Source organism: Pseudomonas sp. AU11447 (genome assembly GCF_001672555.2).
GTDB classification, from domain to species: domain Bacteria; phylum Pseudomonadota; class Gammaproteobacteria; order Pseudomonadales; family Pseudomonadaceae; genus Pseudomonas; species Pseudomonas nitroreducens.
On the sequence record NZ_LZDG02000013.1, the window covers coordinates 120858 to 141563 of the forward strand.

Below are 20706 nucleotides of genomic sequence, written 5' to 3' on the forward strand. Positions count from 1 at the left end.
CGATGTCCCATTCCGACCGCCCGGCCGATTCCCGCGCCGCGGACGCCCCGGCGCCCGCCGAGGCGTTGCCGCGTGAGGATTTCCTGCGGGTGTTCCTTTCCCAGCGTCCGCGCATGGAAGCCCTGGTACGACGCCGCGTCGGTTGCCGGGCCACGGCGGCGGACCTCGTCCAGGACCTGTTCCTGCGCTTCTGGAAGCGCCCGCAGGCACCGGTGGAAGAGCTCGGCAGCTACCTGCTGCGCAGTGCGCGCAACCTCGCTATCGATCACCTGCGCGGGGAGGACTCGCGCGGGCGAACCCTGAGCGCGCTGCTGCCCGACCAGGATGATGCCCAGCCTTCGCCAGAGCAGGCGGTGCAGGCCAGTGCCGAACTGGACCTCATCGAAGACGCCCTGCGCCAGTTGCCCGAACGCACCCGCCATATCTTCCTGCTCAGCCGCGTGCATGGCCGCACCTATGGCGAGATCGCCGCAGCCATGGGGCTTTCCCAGAGCGCTGTGGAAAAACATATGATGCGCGCCCTCGATGCCTGCAAGGCGAGCCTTGAGCCCGCCGCGCCGGCAGATCGCCGTGGAGCCGCCGACCGATGAAGCCCGAAATCGCCACCTCGCCCGAGGACGCCCAGCGTCAGGCGCGCCAGTGGCTGCTGCGCCTGAACGACGCCGGCGGCGACGCGTGGCTGGGGGCTTTCCAGGCGTGGCTGGCGGCTGATCCGCGACATGCGCGCGCCTACGCCGAAGTCGATGCGCTCTGGGAGGCCAGTGCCCTGCCGGCGCAGCGGCTGGCGGCGGAAGAGGGCGATGCTTTGGGTTCCTATCTCACCGCGATGGACCGCCCGGCGCCGCGCCGCGCGCCGAGCAACCACCGACGTTGGGCCTACCCGCTGGCCAGCGCCGCCTGCCTGCTGCTGATGCTATGGGCCGGCGGCTGGTGGTCGCCGGGTCACTGGCTGACGGACCTTTCCGCCGACTACGTCAGTGCGCCGGGCGAAGTACGGGAGATCACCCTGGGCGACGGCTCGCGCCTGACCCTGGACGCCGACAGCGCCGTTGCCGTTTTCCTGGACGGCGAACAACGCCGCGTCGACCTGTTGCGCGGTGCTGCGTCCTTTGCCGTGAAACATCTGCCCAAACCCTTCGTGGTGCGCGCCGGAGAGGGTGAAGCGCGGGTGCTGGGCACCGAGTTCGAAGTCCGTCGCCAGGGCGCGCAGACCCGCGTCACGGTCGCCGAAGGCCGCGTCTCGGTGCGTGGCAGCCATGCCGTCGGCATGCCGGAAGTGGTGCTGGGCGCTGGCGAACGGGTCAGCATCGACGGTACGCGGCTCGGTGATGCGCAGCCCGCTGATGCCCAGGCCGCGCTGGCCTGGCGCCAGGGCTGGCTGACCTTCTACCGCGCGCCGCTGGGCGAGGTGCTGGAGCGCCTGGGCACTTACTACCCGGGCCGCATCGTGCTGCTGGACAACGAGCTGGCGCAGCGCCGGGTCAGCGGCAGTTTCCGCAGCACCGACCCTCAGGCGGCGCTGGATTCCCTGCAGGCGGTGGTGGGCTTCCATCAGCAGCCTCTGCTCGGTCGCTTCGTGCTGATTCGCTGAGGGCGAAGATTTTTTCGAAAAAGGGGTGAGGTACTGCGGCGGCTGCTCCGTGTAGTGGTCATGAATGCGATTTATTCGCATGTATAGTCCGACCTTCGAGCAAGAGAGCCCCGATGATCCCGCTGCGCCGCGCTGTTCCCGAGCTATCCCTGAAACCCCTTGCCGCCGTTGTGCTGGGCGCTGCCCTGGTCGCCGCGCAGGCTCCCTCCGCGTGGGCCGAGAATGCCGCCGCCGGCGCTGCCCTGCAGGCGCGCTTTGGTTTCGCCATTGCGGCTCAACCGTTGCCCCAGGCGCTGAGCGAGTTCAGCCGGGTGACCGGCCTCAGTGTGGTTTACACCGACGAGGCGCCGTACGACCTCCAAGCCCCGGCGGTCTCCGGCCAGCTCAGCGCCAACGACGCGCTGAATCGCCTGCTGGCGGGCTCCGGCTATCGCTTCCGCGCCCTCGATGGCAGCACCCTGACCCTGGAGCGCGTGCCGACCGACACCCTGAGCCTCACCGACACCACCGTCACCGGCCAGGCGGCGTCGACCAGCTACCAACCGGCACCGGTCGCTTCCATCGGTCGTACCGACACGCCGGTGTTGGAAACCCCGCAAAGCATCGTCACTGTCCCGGCCCAGGCGCTGCGCGACCAGAAGCCGCGCAATCTAGACGACGCGCTTGGCAACATCAGCGGTATCACCCAGGCCAACACCCTCGGCGGCACCCAGGACGCGGTGATGAAGCGTGGTTTCGGCGATAACCGCGACGGTTCGATCATGCGCGACGGCCTGCCTTCGGTGCTGGGCCGCAACCTCACCGCCACCGCCGACCACGTCGAAGTGCTCAAGGGCCCGGCCTCGCTGCTGTACGGCATCCAGGACCCGGGTGGCATCGTCAACGTGGTGAGCAAGAAGCCGCAGTTGCAGCAGTACAACGCCGTCACCCTGCGCGGCTCGACCTACGCCCACGGCAAACAGGGCAGCGGCGCGCAGATCGACACTACCGGCGCGCTGGGGGAGAGCAACCTGGCCTACCGGCTGATCGTCGATCACCAGGACGAGAACTACTGGCGCAATTTCGGCCAGCAGCGCGAGACCCTCGTCGCGCCCTCGCTGGCCTGGTTCGGCGAGGACACCACGGTGAACCTCAGCTACGAGCACCGCGAGTTCAAGACGCCGTTCGACCGTGGCACCGCCATCGACCCGCGCACCAACAAGCCGCTGGATATACCGCGTACGCGTCGCCTGGACGAGCCCTTCAACATCACCGAAGGCCGCTCCGACCTGACTCGACTGGACGTCGAGCACCGCATCGACGATGCCTGGAAGGCGCATTTCGCCTACGGCTGGACCCGCGAGACCTACGACGACAACCAGGCCCGCGTCACCAAGGTCAACAGCAACGGCACCCTGACCCGCCGCACCGACGCCACCCGTGGCGCGGTGAGCAGCGACAGCTTCGCCACCGCCGGGCTGAACGGCGACCTGCAACTGGGCGGCTTCCGCCATGAGGTGACCTTCGGCATCGACAGCGAGAAGCGCAAGATCTACCGCTCCGACCTGATCCGCGACACGAAGAACACCACCTTCGACTACCTCGACCCGGTGTACGGGCAGATTTCCCCGGCCACCGCTGTCAGCTCAGGCGACAGCGACCAGACCGACAAGCTGCGCAGCGACTCGTTGTTCGTGCAGGATTCCTGGCACCTGGACGACCACTGGATTCTGGTCGCTGGCGGGCGCTACCAGATGTACGACCAGTACGCCGGGCGCGGCCGGCCGTTCAAGGCCAACACCGATATCAGCGGACAGAAGTGGGTACCGCGCGCCGGGGTGATCTACAAGATCAACGACGAGATGTCGCTGTATGGCAGCTACACCCAGTCGTTCAAGCCCAACTCCACCATCGCGCCGCTGTCCACGGGCGAGGTGATCGACTCGGCGATCCAGCCGGAAGAGGCGACCTCCTGGGAGATCGGCGGCAAGCTCGACATCCCCGGCCGCGTCACCGCCAACCTGGCCTTCTTCGACATCCGCAAGCGCAACGTGATGGTCACTCAGCTCGACGCCAACGGCGACAGCCGCGTCAGCACCGCCGGCAAGGTGCGCTCCTATGGCGCGGAACTGGATGTCACCGGCCAGCTGAGCGAGCACTGGAACCTGATCGGCAGCTACGCCTGGCTGGACGCCGAAGTGACCGAAGACCCGGTGCTGGAGGGCAACCGCCTGCAGAACGTGGCCAAGGAAACCGCCTCGCTGGCGGCGGTATACGACGCCGGTTCGATCTTCGGCGGCGACAACCTGCGCCTGGGCGGCGGCCCGCGCTACGTGGGCAAGCGCGCGGGCGACCCGGCCAACTCCTTCGAATTGCCGTCCTATACCGTGACCGATGCCTTCGCCAGCTACGACACGAAGCTGGGTGGCCACAACGTCGACTTCCAGTTCAACGTGAAGAACCTGTTCGACCGCGAGTACTACCCGTCGGCGGCGAACAACCTCTACGTCGCCGTGGGCGAGCCGCGGCAGTTCGAGATTTCGACCACTGTGGAGTTCTGAAGCTGAGGCCGGGCGCTTTTGTAGGATGGGTGGAGCGCAGCGATACCCATGCTGTCTGCATCGCAATCGATGGGTATCGCTGCGCTCCACGCCATCCTACGCAGAGCTTGGTGTTTGGAGCGGGGTCTACATCTCCACCACGATCCGTCCTTCGATCTGCCCGGCGCGCATGCGGTCGAGGATGGCGTTGATGTCATCCAGCTTGCCGGCGGCGACGGTGGCTTTCACCAGGCCTTCGCCGGCGAAGTCCAGGGCTTCCTGCAGGTCCGCGCGGGTGCCGACGATTGAGCCGGTGATGTGCAGGCCCTTGAGCACCACGTCGAAGATCGGCGTGGGGAAGTCGCCCGGCGGCAGGCCGACCAGCGACACGGTGCCGCCCCGGCGGGCCATGCCGATGCCCTGGCCGAAGGCGCTGTTGGACACTGCGGTGACGACCACGCCGTGGGCGCCGCCGATATCACGCTGCACCACTTCGACCGGGTCCTCTTTCTTCGCATTGACGGTCAGGCTGGCGCCGAGCTTGCGCGCCAGCTCCAGCTTGGCGTCATCCACGTCCACGGCGACCACGTGCAGGCCCATGGCCTTGGCGTACTGCACGGCGACGTGGCCCAGGCCGCCGATGCCGGAAATGGCTACCCACTGGCCGGGGCGCGCTTCAGTTTCCTTCAGCGCCTTGTACACGGTGACGCCCGCGCAGAGGATCGGTGCAATCTCGGTGAAGCCGACATTCTTCGGCAGGATGCCGACGTAGTTCGGGTCCGCCAGCACGTATTCGGCGTAGCCGCCGTTTACCGAGTAGCCGGTGTTCTGCTGGCTCTCGCAAAGGGTTTCCCAGCCGGTCAGGCAGTGCTCGCAGCAACCACAGGCGGTGTACAGCCAAGGCACGCCGACGCGGTCGCCTTCCTTCACGCGGGTGACGCCAGCGCCGACCGCTGCGACGAAGCCGACGCCTTCATGGCCGGGAATGAACGGCAGGCTCGGCTTCACCGGCCAGTCGCCTTCGGCAGCGTGCAGGTCGGTGTGGCAGACGCCGGAGGCCTCGATCTTCACCAGGATCTGCCCGGGGCCGGGCAGCGGGACTTTGACTTCCTCGATCCGCAGCGGCTCGCCAAAGGCGTGGACGACAGCGGCTTTCATGGTCGTGGGCAGGGTCGTGGACATTGCACTCGCTCCTTGAAGGGTGAGGGACCTGCCCCGTCCGGGACAGGAACGTGTCAGAAGAGTCTGAGCCCCTGAGCCTAGGCCATCTTGAGCTGAGGCAAGCTTTTCCGAAGTCTCTTCGCAGGTCGTTGCAGGCATCTTCGATGCAGGAATGACGAAATCGGGACCAACGGTCATGCCCAGTGCACTCCGTCGTGCCCTTTGCGGTATACTGCGCCGCCTTCAAGCCGGCACTGCCCGCCGGTTTGGCCACGTACAAGCCACGCCCTCACGGAGTCGTGGCTTGTTGGTTTCTGACGCGCCCAAGAGCGCACTTGAGAGAGGCACGACGATGAGCGCACTGGTTGGCGTGATCATGGGTTCCAAATCCGACTGGAGCACCCTGAGCCACACCGCAGACATGCTGGACAAGCTCGGCATTCCGTATGAAGTGAAGGTGGTTTCCGCCCACCGTACTCCGGACCTGCTGTTCCAGTACGCCGAAGAAGCCGATGGCCGCGGCATCGAAGTGATCATCGCCGGCGCCGGCGGTGCCGCCCACCTGCCGGGCATGTGCGCCGCCAAGACCCACCTGCCGGTCCTCGGTGTGCCGGTGCAGTCCTCCATGCTCTCGGGCGTCGATTCGCTGCTGTCCATCGTGCAGATGCCCGCGGGCGTCCCGGTTGCCACCCTGGCCATCGGCAAGGCCGGTGCGACCAACGCCGCTCTGCTGTCCGCCAGCATCCTCGGCGCCAAGTACCCGAAATACCACGAGGCGCTGAAGCAGTTCCGCGCCACCCAGACCGAGACGGTGCTGGACAATCCCGATCCGCGCGAGGCCTGAGCAGAACCATGAAGATCGGTGTCATCGGTGGCGGCCAGCTGGGCCGCATGCTGTCCCTGGCGGGCACCCCGCTGGGCATGAACTTCGCCTTCCTCGACCCGGCGCCGGACGCCTGTGCGCAAGCCCTGGGCGAGCACATCCGTGCTGACTACAGCGACCAGGACCACCTGCGCCAACTGGCCGACCAGGTCGACCTGGTGACCTTCGAGTTCGAGAGCGTGCCGGCCGAGACCGTGGCCTTCCTCTCGCAGTTCGTGCCGGTCTATCCGAACGCCGAGTCGCTGCGCATCGCCCGCGACCGCTGGTTCGAGAAGTCCATGTTCAAGGACCTGGGGATTCCGACCCCGGCCTTCGCCGACGTGCAGTCCCAGGCCGACCTCGACGCCGCGGTGGCCAGCATCGGCCTGCCGGCAGTGATGAAGACCCGCACCCTGGGTTACGACGGCAAGGGCCAAAAGGTCCTGCGCAAGCCCGAGGACGTGGCCGGCGCCTTCGCCGAACTGGGCAGCGTGCCCTGCATCCTCGAAGGCTTCGTGCCCTTCACCGGCGAAGTGTCGCTGGTGGCGGTGCGTGCCCGTGATGGCGAGACGCGCTTCTACCCGCTGGTGCACAACACCCACGAGAACGGCATCCTGCGCCTGTCCGTGGCGAGCACCGACCACCCGCTGCAGCAGTTGGCCGAGGACTACGTCGGCCGCGTGCTCGACAAGCTGGCCTATGTCGGCGTGATGGCCTTCGAGTTCTTCGAGGTCGACGGCGGCCTGAAGGCCAACGAGATCGCCCCGCGTGTGCACAACTCCGGGCACTGGACGATCGAAGGCTCCGAGTGCAGCCAGTTCGAGAACCACGTGCGCGCCATCGCCGGCCTGCCGCTGGGCTCCACGGCGAAAGTGGGCGAGAGCGCCATGCTCAACTTCATCGGCGAAGTGCCGCCGGTGGCCGAGGTGCTGAACATCGCCGACTGCCACCTGCACCACTACGGCAAGGCCTTCAAGGCCGGGCGCAAGGTGGGCCACGCTACCCTGCGCAGCGCCGACCTGCCGACCCTGAAGGCGCGTATCGCCGAGGTCGAGGCGTTGATCGCCAGGGGCTGACCGCTACGGTGCTCCGAAAGAAGCCGCGTCAATCACTGGCGCGGCTTTTTTCATGCCGGTTTTCCACAACGCTGTAAGGCTGGCGAAACACCGGCAGTCGCTCTGGGGCGCGGCAAAACACGGAACGCCGACGTTTCCTACACTGTCCCATGACAAGCGCGTACTCACCGCGCTCAACCCACAAGGAGGGTTTGTCATGGGATTAATCGGAACCATCGTCATCGGCCTGATCGTCGGACTCATCGCACGCTTCCTCAAGCCCGGCGATGACAGCATGGGCTGGATCATGACCATCCTGATCGGCATCGGCGGCTCGCTCTTGGCCACCTATGGCGGCCAGGCGCTGGGCATCTACGCGGCCGGCCAGGCGGCAGGCTTCATCGGCGCGGTGATCGGCGCCATCGTGCTGCTGGTCATTTACGGCCTGATCAAGAAGAATTGACGGTGAATTCCGGCCCTCTCCCACCAGGGGGAGGGCGCTGGAGGAATATCCCGCCTGTGCCCGACCGGGCCTTTCGAGTCCACGATGCGCCGACCATTGCTCGCCTGCTGCCTGATTCTGCTGACTTCCCTGGCGTCCGCCGCCGAACTCCCGGAAACCGACTGGCTGTCCTTGATGCCGCCCAGCGACCGCAAGGCGCTGGAAAATATGCCGGAAATCACCCACAACGGCCCCGAGGCCAATGGCACCTTCACCAACAAGGGCGGGCTCAAGCAGTCTGACAAGAAGCTGCCGCAGGTGATGTACTCGACCAAAACCGTTGCTGCGCTCAATGGCAAGGCGCTGCGTCTGGGCGGCTACCCGGTGCCGCTGGAGAACGACGCCAAGGGGCGTGTCACCGAATTCTTCCTGGTGCCTTACCCAGGCGCCTGCATCCATGTGCCGCCGCCGCCGCCGAACCAGATTGTGCTGGTGCGCTACCCCAAGGGCATCCGGATCGACGATATCTACAACCCGATCTGGGTCAGCGGCACGCTGAAGGTCGAAAAGGTCAGCAATGACCTGGCCGATGCGGCCTATGCCATCGACGACGCCAAGGTGCGGCCGGTGGAGGAGAGCGATCTGTAAGAGCTCTTCGTAGGAACGGGCTAGCTCGCGAACAGTCTTCGCAGCGGGGCGCGTTCGCGAGCAAGCTCGCTCCTGCAAGTGCAAGAAAGCCCGGTGGATGCCGGGCTTTTTCATTGAAGGGCCGCAGGTGGATCAACCCTCCAGCGGCTCGCCCCATATTTCCACCGTCATCGTTTCGCTGCGCCCTGGCGCCACGCTCATCACGTCGTCCCAGACCCGCGCGGTCTCGATGCACAGCATCTGCTGCCAGGCATCGTCGGGGAACTGTGACAGGCGCGCGGCCTTGTCGATCCAGGGGTTCCACACCACCGCCGAGCGCGAACCGCTGGCCTTGATGTGGATGTCGCGCTCCCAGGCCGGGTCGTGGATCACCAGCGGCTTCTCCACGTCCAGGTAGATGCGGTCGGTTTCGCCGGCAATGCGCACCACGCCGTGTTGCTCGCGTAGCTCCCAGTTTTCCAGCGTCTCGACATAGCGGCAGCCCTGCAGCCCCTCGATGCTGGCCTGGCGCGCGTCGCCTACGGCGAAATAGGTGTGCAGGGCCTGGCTGATCGGCAGCGCTGCAGTGCCCAGGTTGTGGGTGGTCATTTCCAGCGTCAGGTGTTCGCCGAAGCGCATCACCAGTTCCAGCCGTGCGGAGTGCGCCCAGCCCGGCAGACCGTTGCGCGCGTCGAAGCTGAAGTGCACGGAAAGCTGGCCCAGCTCGTCGGCGATATCGTCCAGTTGCCAATCCACGGCGCGCACCAGGCCGTGGGCGGGTGGCTTGTCGCCCTGGTAGGCCGTACGGATTTCCACCGGGTTGCGTTCCAGGTTGCCGAACCAGGGCCAGCAGACGGGCGCGCCGCCGCGCAGGGACTGGCCATGGCGGTATTCGGCGGTGTCGCTCAGCCAGACCAGCGGTGGTTGCTCATGGGGCTGGTAGCTCAGCAGTTGCGCGCCCTGCTGGGCAATCAGGGCTTCACCATAAGCAGTATGGATACGCCAACAGGGCAGCTCATCGATCTGCACCTGTTCGACGCGTGGAGTCTGGATGTCGCTGCTCATGGTGGTCTCCGGGACTGCGATGCGAAAGGGTCAGTATCACCGATCCTCTCGCTGCCTGGCAGTTCCCGGAGAATGAAAAGGTCAGCCCTGGCGCAGGTCTTCCAGGCGCTTGCGCTGCTGGCCGCCGGCCTCGAGGTTGGATGCGTCCAGCCAGGCTTCGAAGGCGCGCTGGCAGCGCGGCCATTCGCTGTCGATGATCGAGAACCAGGCGGTGTCGCGGTTGCGATCCTTCACCACGGTGGCCTGGCGGAAGGTGCCTTCATAGGTGAAACCAAGCCGCGCTGCCGCGCGCATGGAGCGGGCATTGAGTGCGTTGCACTTCCACTCCAGGCGGCGGTAGCCCATCTCGAAGGCCCAGCGCGCCAGCAGGTACACCGCCTCGGTGGAGGCCGGCGAGCGCTGCATCACGCGACCATAGGCGATATGACCGATCTCGATGCTGCCGTCCTTGGGGACGATCCGCAGGTAGCTGAGCAGGCCGACTGCGCGGCCGCTCGCGCGGTCGATCACGGCGAAGAACAGTGGGTCGTTGCTCGCCGCGTTCGCCGCCAGCCAAGCATCGAAGGGCGCCCGCTCGGGGAAGGGGCCGTACGGCAGGTAGTCCCACAGGACCGGGTCGGAGTCCGGGCCTTGCAGTGCGTGCCACAGGTCATCGCCGTGGAGGGCGACATCCAGTGGCGCCAGGTTGATGGTGCGGCCGGCCAGGGTGCGGCGTTCGGGGCTGGCGGCGGGGCGCCAGTTCAGCAGGGGTTGGTCGTTCATGGGCGCTCCGGCTCAGAGGATCTTGCGGTACTGGACGAACCCGGAGCGGTCGGCAATCCGGTCGTAGAGGAACATGGCATCGGTGTTGCTCTCGTGGGTCAGCCAGTGCACCCGCGAAGCGCCGTTCGCGCGGGCATCGGCGTAGACGTGCTCGATCAGCGCCGCACCAATGCCGCCGCCGCGCTGGCCTTCGGCGACGTACAGGTCCTGCAGGTAGACGTAGTCGCCCTGGGTCCAGCAGGAGCGGTGGTAGATGAAATGCACCATGCCAATGGCTTTGCCTTCGCGCCAGGCGAGGGCGGCGTGCATCGGTTCGGCCGCATCGAGGAAGCGCTGCCAGGTGACGGCAGTGGTGGCCTCGTCGATGGTGGTCTTGTAGAAGCGCTGGTAGCCCTGCCAGAGCGGCAGCCAGGCGGCGTGATCATCGGTAGTGATCGGGCGGATTTCGACAGCAGAAGACATGGTGACGACCTTGTGTGCGTTGGAGTGCTTTCAGCCTAGGCGCGGAATTGGTTCTGCTAAAGAGCCATTCATGATCAAATCAAAGGAACCATTGTCGCTATCCTGGAAGCTGTCCCATGAGTGTTCCGCTGCCGTTCAACCCTTCCGGCATCCGCCTCGATCCTGCGCAACCGCTGGGCCTGCAGCTGTTCCAGGCGCTGCGCGAGCGCATCCTCGATGGCCGCCTCGCGGCGCGTTCGCGGCTGCCGGCCAGCCGCGACCTGGCGGCGTCGCTGAACGTCTCGCGCAACACCGTGGTGCGCGCCTACGAGCAGCTCTACGCCGAGGGTTACATCGAGGGCCGTACCGGCGACGGCACCTATGTGGCCGAGCGGGTGCAGCCTTCGGTCGAGACGCCCCGCAGCGAGGCGCGCAGCCCGGACGCGCCGTCCCTTGAACGGCTGGCGCGGCATCACCTGCCCCTGCCGCCGACCGGCGCGCCGCGTGCATTCCGGGTCGGGGTGCCGGCCTTCGACCTGTTTCCCTTCGATACCTGGGCGCGGCTGCAGGCGCGCTTCTGGCGCGATCCGCCGCTGGATTGCCTGGGCTACGGCGACCCGGCCGGCGAGCAGCGCCTGCGCGAGCTGGTCGCCGCCTACCTGCGCAGCACACGCGGGCTGCACTGCGACGCGGGGCAGATCATCATCACCAGCGGCGCCCAGCAGGGCATCGCGCTGTGCGCCCAGGTGCTGCTGGCCGCCGGCGATGTCGCGGCCATTGAAAACCCCGGCTACCGCGCCGCCGGGCATGCGTTCGCCACAGCGGGTGCGCATTTGCATGGCGTTGCGGTGGACGCGGACGGTCTGCGTACCGACCAACTGGAGCAATTGCCGGATTGCCGGCTGGTCTACGTCACGCCTTCGCACCAGTACCCCACCGGCGTAACGCTCTCGCTGGCGCGCCGTCTGGAGTTGCTGGAGTGGGCCGAGCGCAGCAACGGCTGGATCGTCGAAGACGACTACGACGGCGAGTACCGCTACAGCGGCACGCCACTGATGCCGCTGGCGGCGTTGGATCGCCATGACCGTGTGCTCTACGTCGGCACCTTCTGCAAGATCGCCTTCCCGGCGCTGCGTCTGGGCTATCTCGTCGTGCCGCCGGCGTTGGCGCAGGCCTTTGCCCGCCGCCGGGCGCTGGATGTACGCCACTCGGAGGTCGGCACCCAACGGGTGATGGCCGACTTCATCGCCGAAGGGCACTTCCAGCGGCATGTCCGTCGTATGCGCCGGGCCGCTCGCAGCCGCCGTGACGCGCTGCTGCGTGGCTGGCCGGAGGTCGCCGGCTGTGCAGCGATGCCGACGGTGGACGCCGGCCTGCACCTGTGCGTGCGGGTCGACAGCCGCGAGCGAGAGTTGGAATTGGTGCGGCGCGCGGCGTCCGTCGGCGTGGAGGTGAATGCCCTGAGCGATTACTGGCTGCCGGAGTCTAGCGAGCCGGAAGACCAGCGTGCCGGGCTGGTGCTGGGCTTCGCGGCAGTGCCGGAGGCGCGGATCGCCGAGGCGCTCAAGGCGCTGCGCAAGGCCTGGGCGTAGGGCGAATGGCGGTTCACGGTTATCCGCTGTCCGGCCCCTGGCACGACGTTGTTGGCGAATAACGCTTGAGGCGTCATGTGCCCTGCGTCGTGTCCTAACGCCTGGTTATTTCCTTAGCTGACTTACGAAGTTGGCGGGAGGCACTACGCTCCCTAGAATATCGCCCCTCTCGAAAGCACCCCGGAGTCGCCATGAGCCTCGCCCTGTCCACCGTCCCCGAGCGCAAGTCCAGCGCGCTCTGGATCGCCTTCCTCCTGCTGCTGGCGGGCGCGCTGTTCCTCGCCCAGGCGGTGAGTGGCCGGCAGGCACTGTTGTTCCTGGTCGGCGGTGCGCTGGGGCTGACTCTTTACCACGCAGCGTTTGGTTTCACCTCCGCCTGGCGCGTGTTCATCCGTGAACGGCGTGGCGCCGGCTTGCGCGCACAGATGGTGATGCTGGCAATCGCGGTGCTGCTGTTCTTCCCGGCGCTTGCGGCCGGCACGCTGTTCGGCGAGCCAGTGAAGGGGCTGGTGTCGCCGGCCGGCACGTCGGTGATCGTCGGCGCCTTCATCTTCGGTATCGGCATGCAGTTGGGCGGTGGCTGCGCTTCCGGCACGCTGTTCACCGTGGGCGGTGGTAATGCGCGCATGCTGGTGACCTTGCTGTTCTTCATCATCGGCTCAGTGATCGCCACCCACCACATCGGTTGGTGGTTCGCCCTGCCGTCATTGCCGCCGACCTCGATCGTCCAGTCCCTTGGTCTGTTCCCCGCGCTGATACTGAGCCTGGCGCTGTTTGCCGGCATTGCAGCCGTCAGCGTCGTGCTGGAGCGTCGTCGCCATGGCGTGCTGGAGCTGATAGCGAGCAATGGCGAGCACGGTGCCGGCCGCTTCCTGCGCGGTCCCTGGCCGCTGGTGTGGGGCGCCGTGGCACTGGCTTTGCTGAACTTCGCGACCCTGGCGCTGGCCGGGCGTCCGTGGGGCGTCACTTCGGCTTTCGCCCTGTGGGGCGCAAAGGCGTTCGAAAGCCTGGGGATAGCCGTCGACCAATGGGCGTTCTGGCAGGCCGACGCCAACGCCAAGGCGCTGGCTGCGCCGGTCTGGCAGGACGTCACCAGCGTCATGGACTTCGGCATCATGATCGGCGCATTGCTGGCCGCCGGCCTCGCCGGTCGCTTCGCACCGAGCCTGAAGATTCCCGCTCGCTCGCTGGTCGCGGCAGTGATCGGCGGCCTGCTGCTGGGCTACGGCGCGCGCCTGGCCTACGGCTGCAACATCGGTGCGTACTTCAGCGGCATCGCCTCCGGCAGCCTGCATGGCTGGTTGTGGCTGGTGGCGGCGTTCTTCGGCAATACCGTGGGGGTGCGCCTGCGGCCGATCTTCTTCCCCGCCGAGCGCGTGGAAGAGCGCCTGACCGGCTGCTGAGTCAGGCCGGGCGGAGCGTTTCGCGCTCTGCCCAGTAGGTCTGCCTGTGGCCGCGCGCCTGGTAGTCCCCCGCCAGAGCTTCGGCCTCGGCGCGGGTCAGTTGGCGGCGCATGACGAAGCGGTTGCCGTTGTCGTCCAGGCGCAGCAGGCACCAGTCACGCTCATCAGGCATTGAAGGTCGATGTCTTGCGCAGGCGCAGCGCGAGCAGGATCAGCAGGACACCGAAAAACACCGAGTAAGCGCCGATCACCCAGGCCACGGCGATCGCCCCGGCACCCGGATTGCCGATCATCAGCACACCAAACAGCACCGACACCACGCCAGAAAGCCCCAGCCACCATTCGTTCTGCAGCGCCTTGCGCAGACGGATGGCGGCGATGATCTGCAGCACCCCCATCACCAGTGCCCAGCCGGCGATCAGCATCAGCAGGCCGAGCGCAGTCAGCTGCGGCCAGAAGAACGCCACCAGTCCGGCGGCTATTCCCAGGAGCCCGACCAGCACCAGCGGCCACAAGGGGCGGCCGGATTCGCGCATCTGCGCGGCGGCGATCAGGGTGAACAGGCCGTCGACAAAGGCGTAGGCGCCGAAGAACAGCACCATCACCGTGAGCACGATGCCCGGCCAGACCATCGCCAGGATGCCGAACAGCAGGGCGGCGACGCCGCGCAGGGCGATCCATTTCCAGTGACGGCCCAGGGCTTGCCAGAGCGGGTGTTGCGACATGACGGCGATCCTCGCGAGGGGTATGGCTGAAACCATAGTCGTTGGCGCGCGGCATAGGCCCTGACGTGGGGCAAAAGAAAGCCCGGCACTTGGCCGGGCTGTGGAAGGCCCGTCGCAACGGGCGGGTGCCGTCTGGTGACGTCACCGGGGAGAGCGTGCCGCGACACATCCGGCGCAGATTCTGCGATCCTTGTGGGTTGGAGTGCGACGCAGTGATGAACGGTACAGGCCCCGCCATGCGGGCGCCTGAAGGCGTTGATACAGCGCAGCATATTCTTAGTTGATTGAGCGTTCAATAAAAAACGAATAGACTGGCCCACAGTATCGCCGGACGGCACAGGTACGCCTGGCGAAGAGGAGATTGAAAATGCCCAAGGTCGGTATGCAGCCGATTCGCCGCTCCCAGCTGATCCACGCGACCCTCGAGGCGGTGGACCAGGTGGGCATGAGCGACGCCAGCATCGCCCTGATCGCCCGCCTGGCGGGGGTCTCCAACGGCATCATCAGCCACTACTTCCAGGACAAGAACGGGCTGCTGGACGCGACGATGCGACATTTGATGTCGGCATTGAGCAAGGCTGTCGCCGAGCGCCGCGCTACCTTGCGCAACGACGAACCGCGCTCGCATCTGCGCGCCATCATCGCCGGAAACTTCGACAGCTCCCAGGTCAACGGCCCGGCCATGAAGACCTGGTTGGCGTTCTGGGCCAGCAGCATGCATCAGCCGCAGCTGCGGCGCCTGCAACGGATCAACGACCACCGGCTGTATTCGAACCTGTGCAGCCAGTTCCGCCGTGAGTTGCCGCTGGCCCAGGCCCGCAGTGCCGCTCGCGGGCTGGCCGCGCTGATCGACGGCCTCTGGCTGCGGGGCGCGCTTTCGGGCGACGCCTTCGACACCGAGCAGGCGTTGGCGATTGCCTACGACTACCTCGACCAACAACTGGCCAAGCGCCCCGGATAGCGGGCGCAGCCTTGCGCTGACACCGACAAGAGAGGACCACCGCACCATGGCTCGATTCGAAGTACAGAAGCTCTACATTGGCGGTCGCTACGTGGAAGCCACCAGCGGCGCCACCTTCGAAACCATCAATCCGGCCAACGGTGAAGTCCTCGCCCAGGTACAACGCGCCTCGAAGGACGACGTCGAGCGCGCCGTGCAGAGCGCGGTGGAAGGGCAGAAAGTCTGGGCGGCGATGACTGCCATGCAGCGCTCGCGCATCCTGCGCCGCGCAGTCGACATCCTTCGCGAACGCAACGACGAGTTGGCCGAGCTGGAGACCCTCGACACCGGCAAGCCGCTGGCCGAAACCCGCTTCGTCGACATCGTCACCGGTGCCGATGTCCTTGAGTACTACGCTGGCCTGGTGCCCGCCATCGAAGGCGAGCAGATCCCGCTGCGCGAAACCAGTTTCGTCTACACCCGCCGCGAGCCGCTGGGCGTGGTCGCCGGTATCGGCGCCTGGAACTACCCGATCCAGATCGCCCTGTGGAAATCCGCGCCGGCCCTGGCCGCCGGCAACGCGATGATCTTCAAGCCCAGCGAAGTCACCCCGCTGTCCGTGCTCAAGCTCGCCGAGATCTACACCGAGGCCGGCCTGCCCGATGGCGTGTTCAACGTTCTCACCGGCAGCGGCCGCGAAGTCGGCCAGTGGCTGACCGAGCACCCCGTCATCGAGAAGATTTCCTTCACCGGCGGCACCTCTACCGGTAAGAAGGTCATGGCCAGCGCCTCCAGCTCCTCGCTCAAGGAAGTCACCATGGAGCTGGGCGGCAAGTCGCCGCTGATCATCTTCGAGGACGCGAACCTCGACCGCGCCGCTGATATCGCCGTCATGGCCAACTTCTTCAGCTCCGGCCAGGTCTGCACCAACGGCACCCGGGTGTTCATCCCGCGCAACCTGCAGGCGCGCTTCGAGGCCAAGGTGCTGGAACGCGTGAAGCGCATTCGCCTGGGCAACCCGCAGGACGAAAACACCAACTTCGGCCCGCTGGTGAGCTTCCCACACATGGAGAGCGTGCTCTCCTATATAGAGTCCGGCAAAGAACAGAAGGCCCGCCTGCTGTGCGGTGGCGAGCGCGTCACCCACGGCGAGTTCGGCCAGGGCGCCTACGTCGCGCCCACTGTGTTCACTGACTGCCGTGACGACATGACCATCGTCCGCGAGGAAATCTTCGGGCCGGTCATGAGCATCCTCGTCTACGACACCGAAGACGAGGCTATCCGCCGCGCCAACGACACCGAGTACGGCCTCGCCGCTGGCGTCGTCACCCAGGACCTGACCCGCGCTCACCGAGCGATTCACCGCCTCGAAGCGGGCATCTGCTGGATCAACACCTGGGGCGAATCGCCGGCCGAGATGCCGGTTGGCGGATACAAGCAATCGGGTGTCGGTCGTGAGAACGGCCTGACCACCCTGGCTCACTACACTCGCATCAAATCCGTACAGGTTGAGCTGGGCGACTACACCTCGGTGTTCTGATCGCCGCGATCGAGCCATGAAAGGCCGGTCGCAGGCATGACTCCCTGACCACCGGCCATCTTCGAACACGCAGACACCGGCGCGCACGCGTCGCGGGCGGTGTCGTGCCTGAAAAAAGAGGAAGGCCTGCATGTCCCAGGAATACGACTACATCATCATTGGCGCTGGATCCGCCGGTAACGTACTGGCTACCCGCCTGACCGAGGACGCCGACGTCAGCGTCCTGCTGCTCGAAGCCGGCGGCCCGGACTACCGCGCCGACTTCCGCACGCAGATGCCCGCCGCACTGGCCTACCCCCTGCAAGGCCGCCGCTACAACTGGGCTTACCTGACCGACCCGGAACCGCACATGAACAACCGCCGCATGGAATGCGGGCGCGGCAAGGGGCTGGGTGGCTCCTCGCTGATCAACGGCATGTGCTACATCCGCGGCAATGCCATGGACTTCGATGGTTGGGCGCAGGAGAAGGGTCTGGAAGACTGGACCTACCTCGACTGCCTGCCGTACTTCCGCAAGGCCGAGACCCGTGACATAGGCCCCAACGACTACCACGGCGGCAGCGGCCCGGTGAGCGTCACCACGCCCAAGGCTGGCAACAACCCGCTGTTCCACGCGATGGTCGAGGCTGGCGTGCAGGCCGGTTACCCGCGTACCGAGGACCTCAACGGTTACCAACAGGAAGGCTTCGGTCCGATGGACCGCACCGTTACCCCGCAGGGCCGCCGCGCGAGTACCGCCCGTGGTTACCTGGACCAGGCCCGCGAGCGCCCCAACCTGACCATCGTCACCCACGCACTGACGGACCGCATCCTGTTCAGCGGCAAGCGCGCGATCGGGGCGACTTACCTGCACGGCGACGACAATGCGCTGAAGGAGGTGCGGGCGCGCCGCGAAGTGCTGGTGTGCTCCGGTGCCGTCGCCTCGCCGCAGCTACTGCAGCGTTCCGGTGTTGGGCCAGCGGCACTGCTGCGCGACCTGGGCATCGAAGTCGTGCACGACTTGCCCGGCGTTGGCCAGAATCTTCAGGATCACCTGGAGATGTACCTGCAGTACGCCTGCAAGCAGCCCGTCTCGCTGTACCCGGCGCTGCAATGGTGGAACCAGCCGCAGATCGGTGCGGAGTGGATGTTCCTCGGCACAGGCCTGGGGGCGAGCAACCAGTTCGAGGCCGGTGGTTTCATCCGCAGTCGTCCGGAATTCGAGTGGCCGAATATCCAGTACCACTTCCTGCCGGTGGCGATTAACTACAACGGCAGCAACGCGGTGAGTGAGCACGGCTTCCAGGCGCATGTCGGTTCCATGCGCTCTCCCAGCCGCGGGCGGATCAACCTGACCTCCCGCGATCCGCGCAAGCACCCGAGCATCCTGTTCAACTACATGTCCTGCGAGCAGGACTGGCAGGAGTTCCGCGATGCCATCCGCATCACCCGCGAGATCATGAACCAGCCGGCGCTCGATCCCTATCGCGGCCGCGAGATCAGTCCGGGCCTGGACAAGCAGAGCGACGCTGACCTGGACGCGTTCGTCCGTGAGCACGCGGAAACGGCTTTCCACCCGTCCTGCTCCTGCAAGATGGGCGAAGACGATATGGCGGTAGTCGATGGCGAGGGCCGCGTGCACGGCATGGAAGGGCTGCGAGTCATCGATGCGTCGATCATGCCGCTGATCATCACCGGCAACCTCAATGCCACCACCATCATGATGGCCGAGAAGCTCGCCGATAAGGTTCGTGGCCGCCCTGCGCAACCGCGCAGTACTGCTGACTACTTCAAGGCCGACGGCGCGCCTGTTCGCGGAAAGCCGCTGCGCTGATTCCTTGAGGTAGAGACGAAAACGCCGGCGAGACAGCCGGCGTTTTCAGTTTTCAGCCGCGACGCGGAGGAACCGGGCGGGTACGGCCGCTGCCGTCGATGGCGACGAAGACGAACACTGCCTCGGTGACCTTGCGCCATTCGCTGGACAGCGGGTCGTCACTCCACACCTCGACCAGCATGCGGATCGAGCTGCGGCCCACTTCCAGAGTCTGGGTATAGAAGGAGAGCTGCGCGCCAACAGCGACCGGGACCAGGAAGGCCATGCGGTCGATGGCTACCGTGGCTACACGGCCACCGGCAATGCGGCTGGACATGGCGGTACCGGCGAGATCCATCTGCGCCACCAGCCAGCCACCGAAGATGTCGCCGAAGCCGTTGGTCTCGCGCGGCAGGGCGGTGATCTGCAGGGCAAGGTCGCCCTGCGGGATGGGATCTTCTTGTTCAAGCTCGATCATAGGTAAGGGCCTCGTGCCCCCGGCGTACTCATGGTGAGGTTATGGAAAAACTCTCCCAAGACACCTGCCGGTGCAAGGCCTTGGGACAGCTTTTGATCGGCCCGGCTGCATTATATAGAAGCAGGGCCCTGTGCGACGACCGCAGGACTTCGAGATTTTCCCGCGGGTGCGGCCGCTGTGTCGTCTTCGCGCAATTTGTTATGGTGCGGCACCTGCGGCTGCCGGCCGCAGCCACCTTGCCTGCAGAGATAAAAAGCACCATGCCTTCTGTGAACGCTCCTGCCGCGCCCGCGTCACGTCCGTTGACCCGCAGCGACTACAAGACTCTCTCCTTGTCCGCCCTGGGCGGCGCCCTGGAGTTCTACGACTTCATCATCTTCGTCTTCTTCGCCACCGTGGTCGGCAAGCTGTTCTTCCCCGCCGACATGCCGGAATGGCTGCGCCAGTTGCAGACCTTCGGCCTGTTCGCTGCCGGTTACCTGGCGCGCCCATTGGGCGGCGTGGTCATGGCCCACTTCGGCGACCTGCTGGGCCGCAAGAAGATGTTCACCCTCAGCATCTTCCTGATGGCCGTGCCCACACTGATCATGGGCCTGCTGCCGACCTACGAGCAGATCGGCATCTGGGCGCCGCTGGCGCTCCTGCTGCTGCGCGTTATCCAGGGCGCCGCCATCGGCGGCGAAGTGCCGGGCGCCTGGGTGTTCGTGGCCGAGCACGTCCCGCATCGGCATGTGGGCTATGCCTGCGGCACGCTCACGTCGGGTCTGACTGCCGGCATCCTCATCGGTTCGCTGGTGGCGACTCTGATCAACAGCGTCTTCAGTGCCGAAGAAGTGCACGGCTATGCCTGGCGTATACCGTTCCTGCTGGGTGGCATCTTCGGGCTGTTCTCCGTCTACCTGCGCCGATGGCTGCATGAGACGCCGGTGTTCGCCGAGTTGCAGCAGCGCAAGCAACTGGCGGAGGAAGTGCCTCTAGGCGTGGTGGTGCGTGAACATCGCCCGGCGGTGGTGCTGTCCATGCTGCTGACCTGGGTGCTGTCCGCCGGCATCGTGGTGGTCATCCTGATGACCCCGTCGGTACTGCAGACCGTTTATGGTTTCGACGCGGCCACTTCGCTGAAGGCAAACAGCCTGGCCATTGTCTGCCTGAGCGTCGGTTGCATCCTGGCCGGTCGCCTAGCTGACCGCTTCGGTGCGGGTCGTACCTTTATAGTTGGGAGCATCCTGCTGGGCGTCGTCTCCTGGACCTTCTACACCAGCCTGAAGGCGCATCCGGACTGGCTGTTCCCGCTGTATGCGATTACCGGGTTGTGTGTGGGCGTCATTGGCGCGGTGCCCTATGTGATGGTCAACGCCTTCCCGGCGGTGGTGCGTTTTACCGGCCTGTCCTTCTCCTACAACCTGGCGTACGCCATCTTCGGCGGGCTGACGCCCATGGTGGTTGCTCTTCTTATGAAGGAAGACCCGCTGGGTCCTGCCTACTATGTGGTGGCTCTGTGTGTGGTTGGGCTGCTGGTGGGGGCCTATCTGCTGCGGCAGGAACGCCGGCTGGTAGGGCAGGGAATGGCGGTAAACTGATCGAGCGGACAGTTTTTTGCAGAAAGTTTAAATTAGTCGTTGACGGCCAATTTAAACTCCCTATAATGCGCACCACTCCCAGCGACGAAGCGCTGAAAGAACTTGAAAATCAAGTACTTACAGAGATTCTA

20 protein-coding genes are annotated in these 20706 nt (G+C 66.0%); 13 read left to right on the forward strand and 7 right to left on the reverse strand.

The window, feature by feature from the left end; translation table 11 throughout:
* The first annotated feature begins 2 nt into the window (after positions 1-2).
* The 3 genes from A6723_RS00585 to A6723_RS00595 all read left to right on the forward strand — a co-directional run bounded on the left by A6723_RS00585 (position 3) and on the right by A6723_RS00595 (position 4131).
* Positions 3-590, forward strand: coding sequence for an RNA polymerase sigma factor (locus A6723_RS00585; RefSeq protein WP_054909629.1), 588 nt, complete (start codon positions 3-5; stop codon positions 588-590).
* Entirely contained in the window at positions 587-1591 is a 1005-nt protein-coding gene (locus tag A6723_RS00590) for a FecR family protein (protein WP_054909628.1), read from the forward strand. The genes A6723_RS00585 and A6723_RS00590 overlap by 4 nt, the downstream gene beginning before the upstream one ends.
* A gap of 113 nt (positions 1592-1704) precedes the next feature.
* Positions 1705-4131: a TonB-dependent receptor gene (locus A6723_RS00595; protein WP_054909627.1), complete on the forward strand. Its 2427-nt coding sequence runs from the start codon at positions 1705-1707 to the stop codon at positions 4129-4131.
* Between the two features lie 126 nt (positions 4132-4257).
* Here the strand turns inward: A6723_RS00595 and adhP are convergent, their stop codons facing one another.
* Entirely contained in the window at positions 4258-5292 is a 1035-nt protein-coding gene (gene adhP, locus A6723_RS00600; protein ID WP_038803792.1) for an alcohol dehydrogenase AdhP, read from the reverse strand.
* Positions 5293-5623: 331 nt separating this feature from the next.
* Between adhP and purE the strand changes: the two genes are divergently transcribed.
* The 4 genes from purE to A6723_RS00620 all read left to right on the forward strand — a co-directional run bounded on the left by purE (position 5624) and on the right by A6723_RS00620 (position 8278).
* The gene (gene purE / locus A6723_RS00605) at positions 5624-6115 is read left to right on the forward strand and encodes a 5-(carboxyamino)imidazole ribonucleotide mutase (protein ID WP_024766741.1); all 492 of its coding nucleotides are present in this window, start codon (positions 5624-5626) and stop codon (positions 6113-6115) included.
* 8 nt (positions 6116-6123) lie between these two features.
* Positions 6124-7209, forward strand: coding sequence for a 5-(carboxyamino)imidazole ribonucleotide synthase (locus A6723_RS00610; protein ID WP_054909626.1), 1086 nt, complete (start codon positions 6124-6126; stop codon positions 7207-7209).
* A 196-nt stretch (positions 7210-7405) separates the two neighbouring features.
* Positions 7406-7651 carry a GlsB/YeaQ/YmgE family stress response membrane protein gene (locus A6723_RS00615; protein WP_017521572.1) on the forward strand — a complete coding sequence of 82 codons (246 nt, stop codon included), beginning with the start codon at positions 7406-7408 and terminating at the stop codon, positions 7649-7651.
* 84 nt (positions 7652-7735) lie between these two features.
* Positions 7736-8278 (forward strand): DUF3299 domain-containing protein, encoded by a 543-nt coding sequence (locus tag A6723_RS00620; RefSeq protein ID WP_024766739.1) that lies wholly within the window; start codon positions 7736-7738, stop codon positions 8276-8278.
* A 132-nt stretch (positions 8279-8410) separates the two neighbouring features.
* Here the strand turns inward: A6723_RS00620 and A6723_RS00625 are convergent, their stop codons facing one another.
* The 3 genes from A6723_RS00625 to A6723_RS00635 form a co-directional block, all read right to left on the reverse strand.
* On the reverse strand, positions 8411-9322 hold the full coding sequence (locus A6723_RS00625) for a D-hexose-6-phosphate mutarotase (RefSeq protein WP_054909625.1): 912 nt from the start codon (positions 9320-9322) through the stop codon (positions 8411-8413).
* An 81-nt stretch (positions 9323-9403) separates the two neighbouring features.
* Complete coding sequence (locus A6723_RS00630) at positions 9404-10084, reverse strand: GNAT family N-acetyltransferase (RefSeq protein WP_065348178.1); 681 nt, start codon at positions 10082-10084, stop codon at positions 9404-9406.
* 12 nt (positions 10085-10096) lie between these two features.
* Positions 10097-10546: a GNAT family N-acetyltransferase gene (locus A6723_RS00635; RefSeq protein WP_054909623.1), complete on the reverse strand. Its 450-nt coding sequence runs from the start codon at positions 10544-10546 to the stop codon at positions 10097-10099.
* A 116-nt stretch (positions 10547-10662) separates the two neighbouring features.
* On the opposite strand from A6723_RS00635, the gene A6723_RS00640 reads away from it, so the two are divergent.
* Positions 10663-12117: a PLP-dependent aminotransferase family protein gene (locus A6723_RS00640; RefSeq protein ID WP_054909622.1), complete on the forward strand. Its 1455-nt coding sequence runs from the start codon at positions 10663-10665 to the stop codon at positions 12115-12117.
* A 191-nt stretch (positions 12118-12308) separates the two neighbouring features.
* On the forward strand, positions 12309-13520 hold the full coding sequence (locus A6723_RS00645; protein WP_054909621.1) for a YeeE/YedE family protein: 1212 nt from the start codon (positions 12309-12311) through the stop codon (positions 13518-13520).
* A gap of 1 nt (position 13521) precedes the next feature.
* Here the strand turns inward: A6723_RS00645 and A6723_RS32030 are convergent, their stop codons facing one another.
* Positions 13522-13692: a hypothetical protein gene (locus A6723_RS32030; RefSeq protein WP_175405515.1), complete on the reverse strand. Its 171-nt coding sequence runs from the start codon at positions 13690-13692 to the stop codon at positions 13522-13524.
* Positions 13685-14245 carry an HdeD family acid-resistance protein gene (locus A6723_RS00650; protein WP_054909620.1) on the reverse strand — a complete coding sequence of 187 codons (561 nt, stop codon included), beginning with the start codon at positions 14243-14245 and terminating at the stop codon, positions 13685-13687. Before A6723_RS00650 ends, A6723_RS32030 begins: the two co-directional genes overlap by 8 nt.
* 367 nt (positions 14246-14612) lie before the next feature.
* On the opposite strand from A6723_RS00650, the gene betI reads away from it, so the two are divergent.
* From betI to betA, 3 genes are all read left to right on the forward strand, one after another.
* Positions 14613-15206 (forward strand): transcriptional regulator BetI, encoded by a 594-nt coding sequence (gene betI, locus A6723_RS00655; protein WP_054909619.1) that lies wholly within the window; start codon positions 14613-14615, stop codon positions 15204-15206.
* Positions 15207-15252: 46 nt separating this feature from the next.
* Positions 15253-16725: a betaine-aldehyde dehydrogenase gene (gene betB, locus A6723_RS00660; protein WP_054909618.1), complete on the forward strand. Its 1473-nt coding sequence runs from the start codon at positions 15253-15255 to the stop codon at positions 16723-16725.
* A 130-nt stretch (positions 16726-16855) separates the two neighbouring features.
* Positions 16856-18538: a choline dehydrogenase gene (betA, locus tag A6723_RS00665; protein ID WP_065348179.1), complete on the forward strand. Its 1683-nt coding sequence runs from the start codon at positions 16856-16858 to the stop codon at positions 18536-18538.
* Positions 18539-18590: 52 nt separating this feature from the next.
* Here the strand turns inward: betA and A6723_RS00670 are convergent, their stop codons facing one another.
* Positions 18591-18995: an acyl-CoA thioesterase gene (locus A6723_RS00670; protein ID WP_017521585.1), complete on the reverse strand. Its 405-nt coding sequence runs from the start codon at positions 18993-18995 to the stop codon at positions 18591-18593.
* A 260-nt stretch (positions 18996-19255) separates the two neighbouring features.
* On the opposite strand from A6723_RS00670, the gene A6723_RS00675 reads away from it, so the two are divergent.
* Positions 19256-20575: an MFS transporter gene (locus A6723_RS00675; protein ID WP_054911325.1), complete on the forward strand. Its 1320-nt coding sequence runs from the start codon at positions 19256-19258 to the stop codon at positions 20573-20575.
* Positions 20576-20706 lie beyond the last annotated feature (131 nt).

Coding starts and splice junctions, on each gene's coding strand:
- A6723_RS00585 (WP_054909629.1), top strand. CDS start 3: ATGTCCCATTCCGACCGCCCGGCCGATTCCCGCGCCGCGGACGCCCCG.
- A6723_RS00590 (WP_054909628.1), top strand. CDS start 587: ATGAAGCCCGAAATCGCCACCTCGCCCGAGGACGCCCAGCGTCAGGCG.
- A6723_RS00595 (WP_054909627.1), top strand. CDS start 1,705: ATGATCCCGCTGCGCCGCGCTGTTCCCGAGCTATCCCTGAAACCCCTT.
- adhP (WP_038803792.1), bottom strand. CDS start 5,292: ATGTCCACGACCCTGCCCACGACCATGAAAGCCGCTGTCGTCCACGCC.
- purE (WP_024766741.1), top strand. CDS start 5,624: ATGAGCGCACTGGTTGGCGTGATCATGGGTTCCAAATCCGACTGGAGC.
- A6723_RS00610 (WP_054909626.1), top strand. CDS start 6,124: ATGAAGATCGGTGTCATCGGTGGCGGCCAGCTGGGCCGCATGCTGTCC.
- A6723_RS00615 (WP_017521572.1), top strand. CDS start 7,406: ATGGGATTAATCGGAACCATCGTCATCGGCCTGATCGTCGGACTCATC.
- A6723_RS00620 (WP_024766739.1), top strand. CDS start 7,736: ATGCGCCGACCATTGCTCGCCTGCTGCCTGATTCTGCTGACTTCCCTG.
- A6723_RS00625 (WP_054909625.1), bottom strand. CDS start 9,322: ATGAGCAGCGACATCCAGACTCCACGCGTCGAACAGGTGCAGATCGAT.
- A6723_RS00630 (WP_065348178.1), bottom strand. CDS start 10,084: ATGAACGACCAACCCCTGCTGAACTGGCGCCCCGCCGCCAGCCCCGAA.
- A6723_RS00635 (WP_054909623.1), bottom strand. CDS start 10,546: ATGTCTTCTGCTGTCGAAATCCGCCCGATCACTACCGATGATCACGCC.
- A6723_RS00640 (WP_054909622.1), top strand. CDS start 10,663: ATGAGTGTTCCGCTGCCGTTCAACCCTTCCGGCATCCGCCTCGATCCT.
- A6723_RS00645 (WP_054909621.1), top strand. CDS start 12,309: ATGAGCCTCGCCCTGTCCACCGTCCCCGAGCGCAAGTCCAGCGCGCTC.
- A6723_RS32030 (WP_175405515.1), bottom strand. CDS start 13,692: ATGCCTGATGAGCGTGACTGGTGCCTGCTGCGCCTGGACGACAACGGC.
- A6723_RS00650 (WP_054909620.1), bottom strand. CDS start 14,245: ATGTCGCAACACCCGCTCTGGCAAGCCCTGGGCCGTCACTGGAAATGG.
- betI (WP_054909619.1), top strand. CDS start 14,613: ATGCCCAAGGTCGGTATGCAGCCGATTCGCCGCTCCCAGCTGATCCAC.
- betB (WP_054909618.1), top strand. CDS start 15,253: ATGGCTCGATTCGAAGTACAGAAGCTCTACATTGGCGGTCGCTACGTG.
- betA (WP_065348179.1), top strand. CDS start 16,856: ATGTCCCAGGAATACGACTACATCATCATTGGCGCTGGATCCGCCGGT.
- A6723_RS00670 (WP_017521585.1), bottom strand. CDS start 18,995: ATGATCGAGCTTGAACAAGAAGATCCCATCCCGCAGGGCGACCTTGCC.
- A6723_RS00675 (WP_054911325.1), top strand. CDS start 19,256: ATGCCTTCTGTGAACGCTCCTGCCGCGCCCGCGTCACGTCCGTTGACC.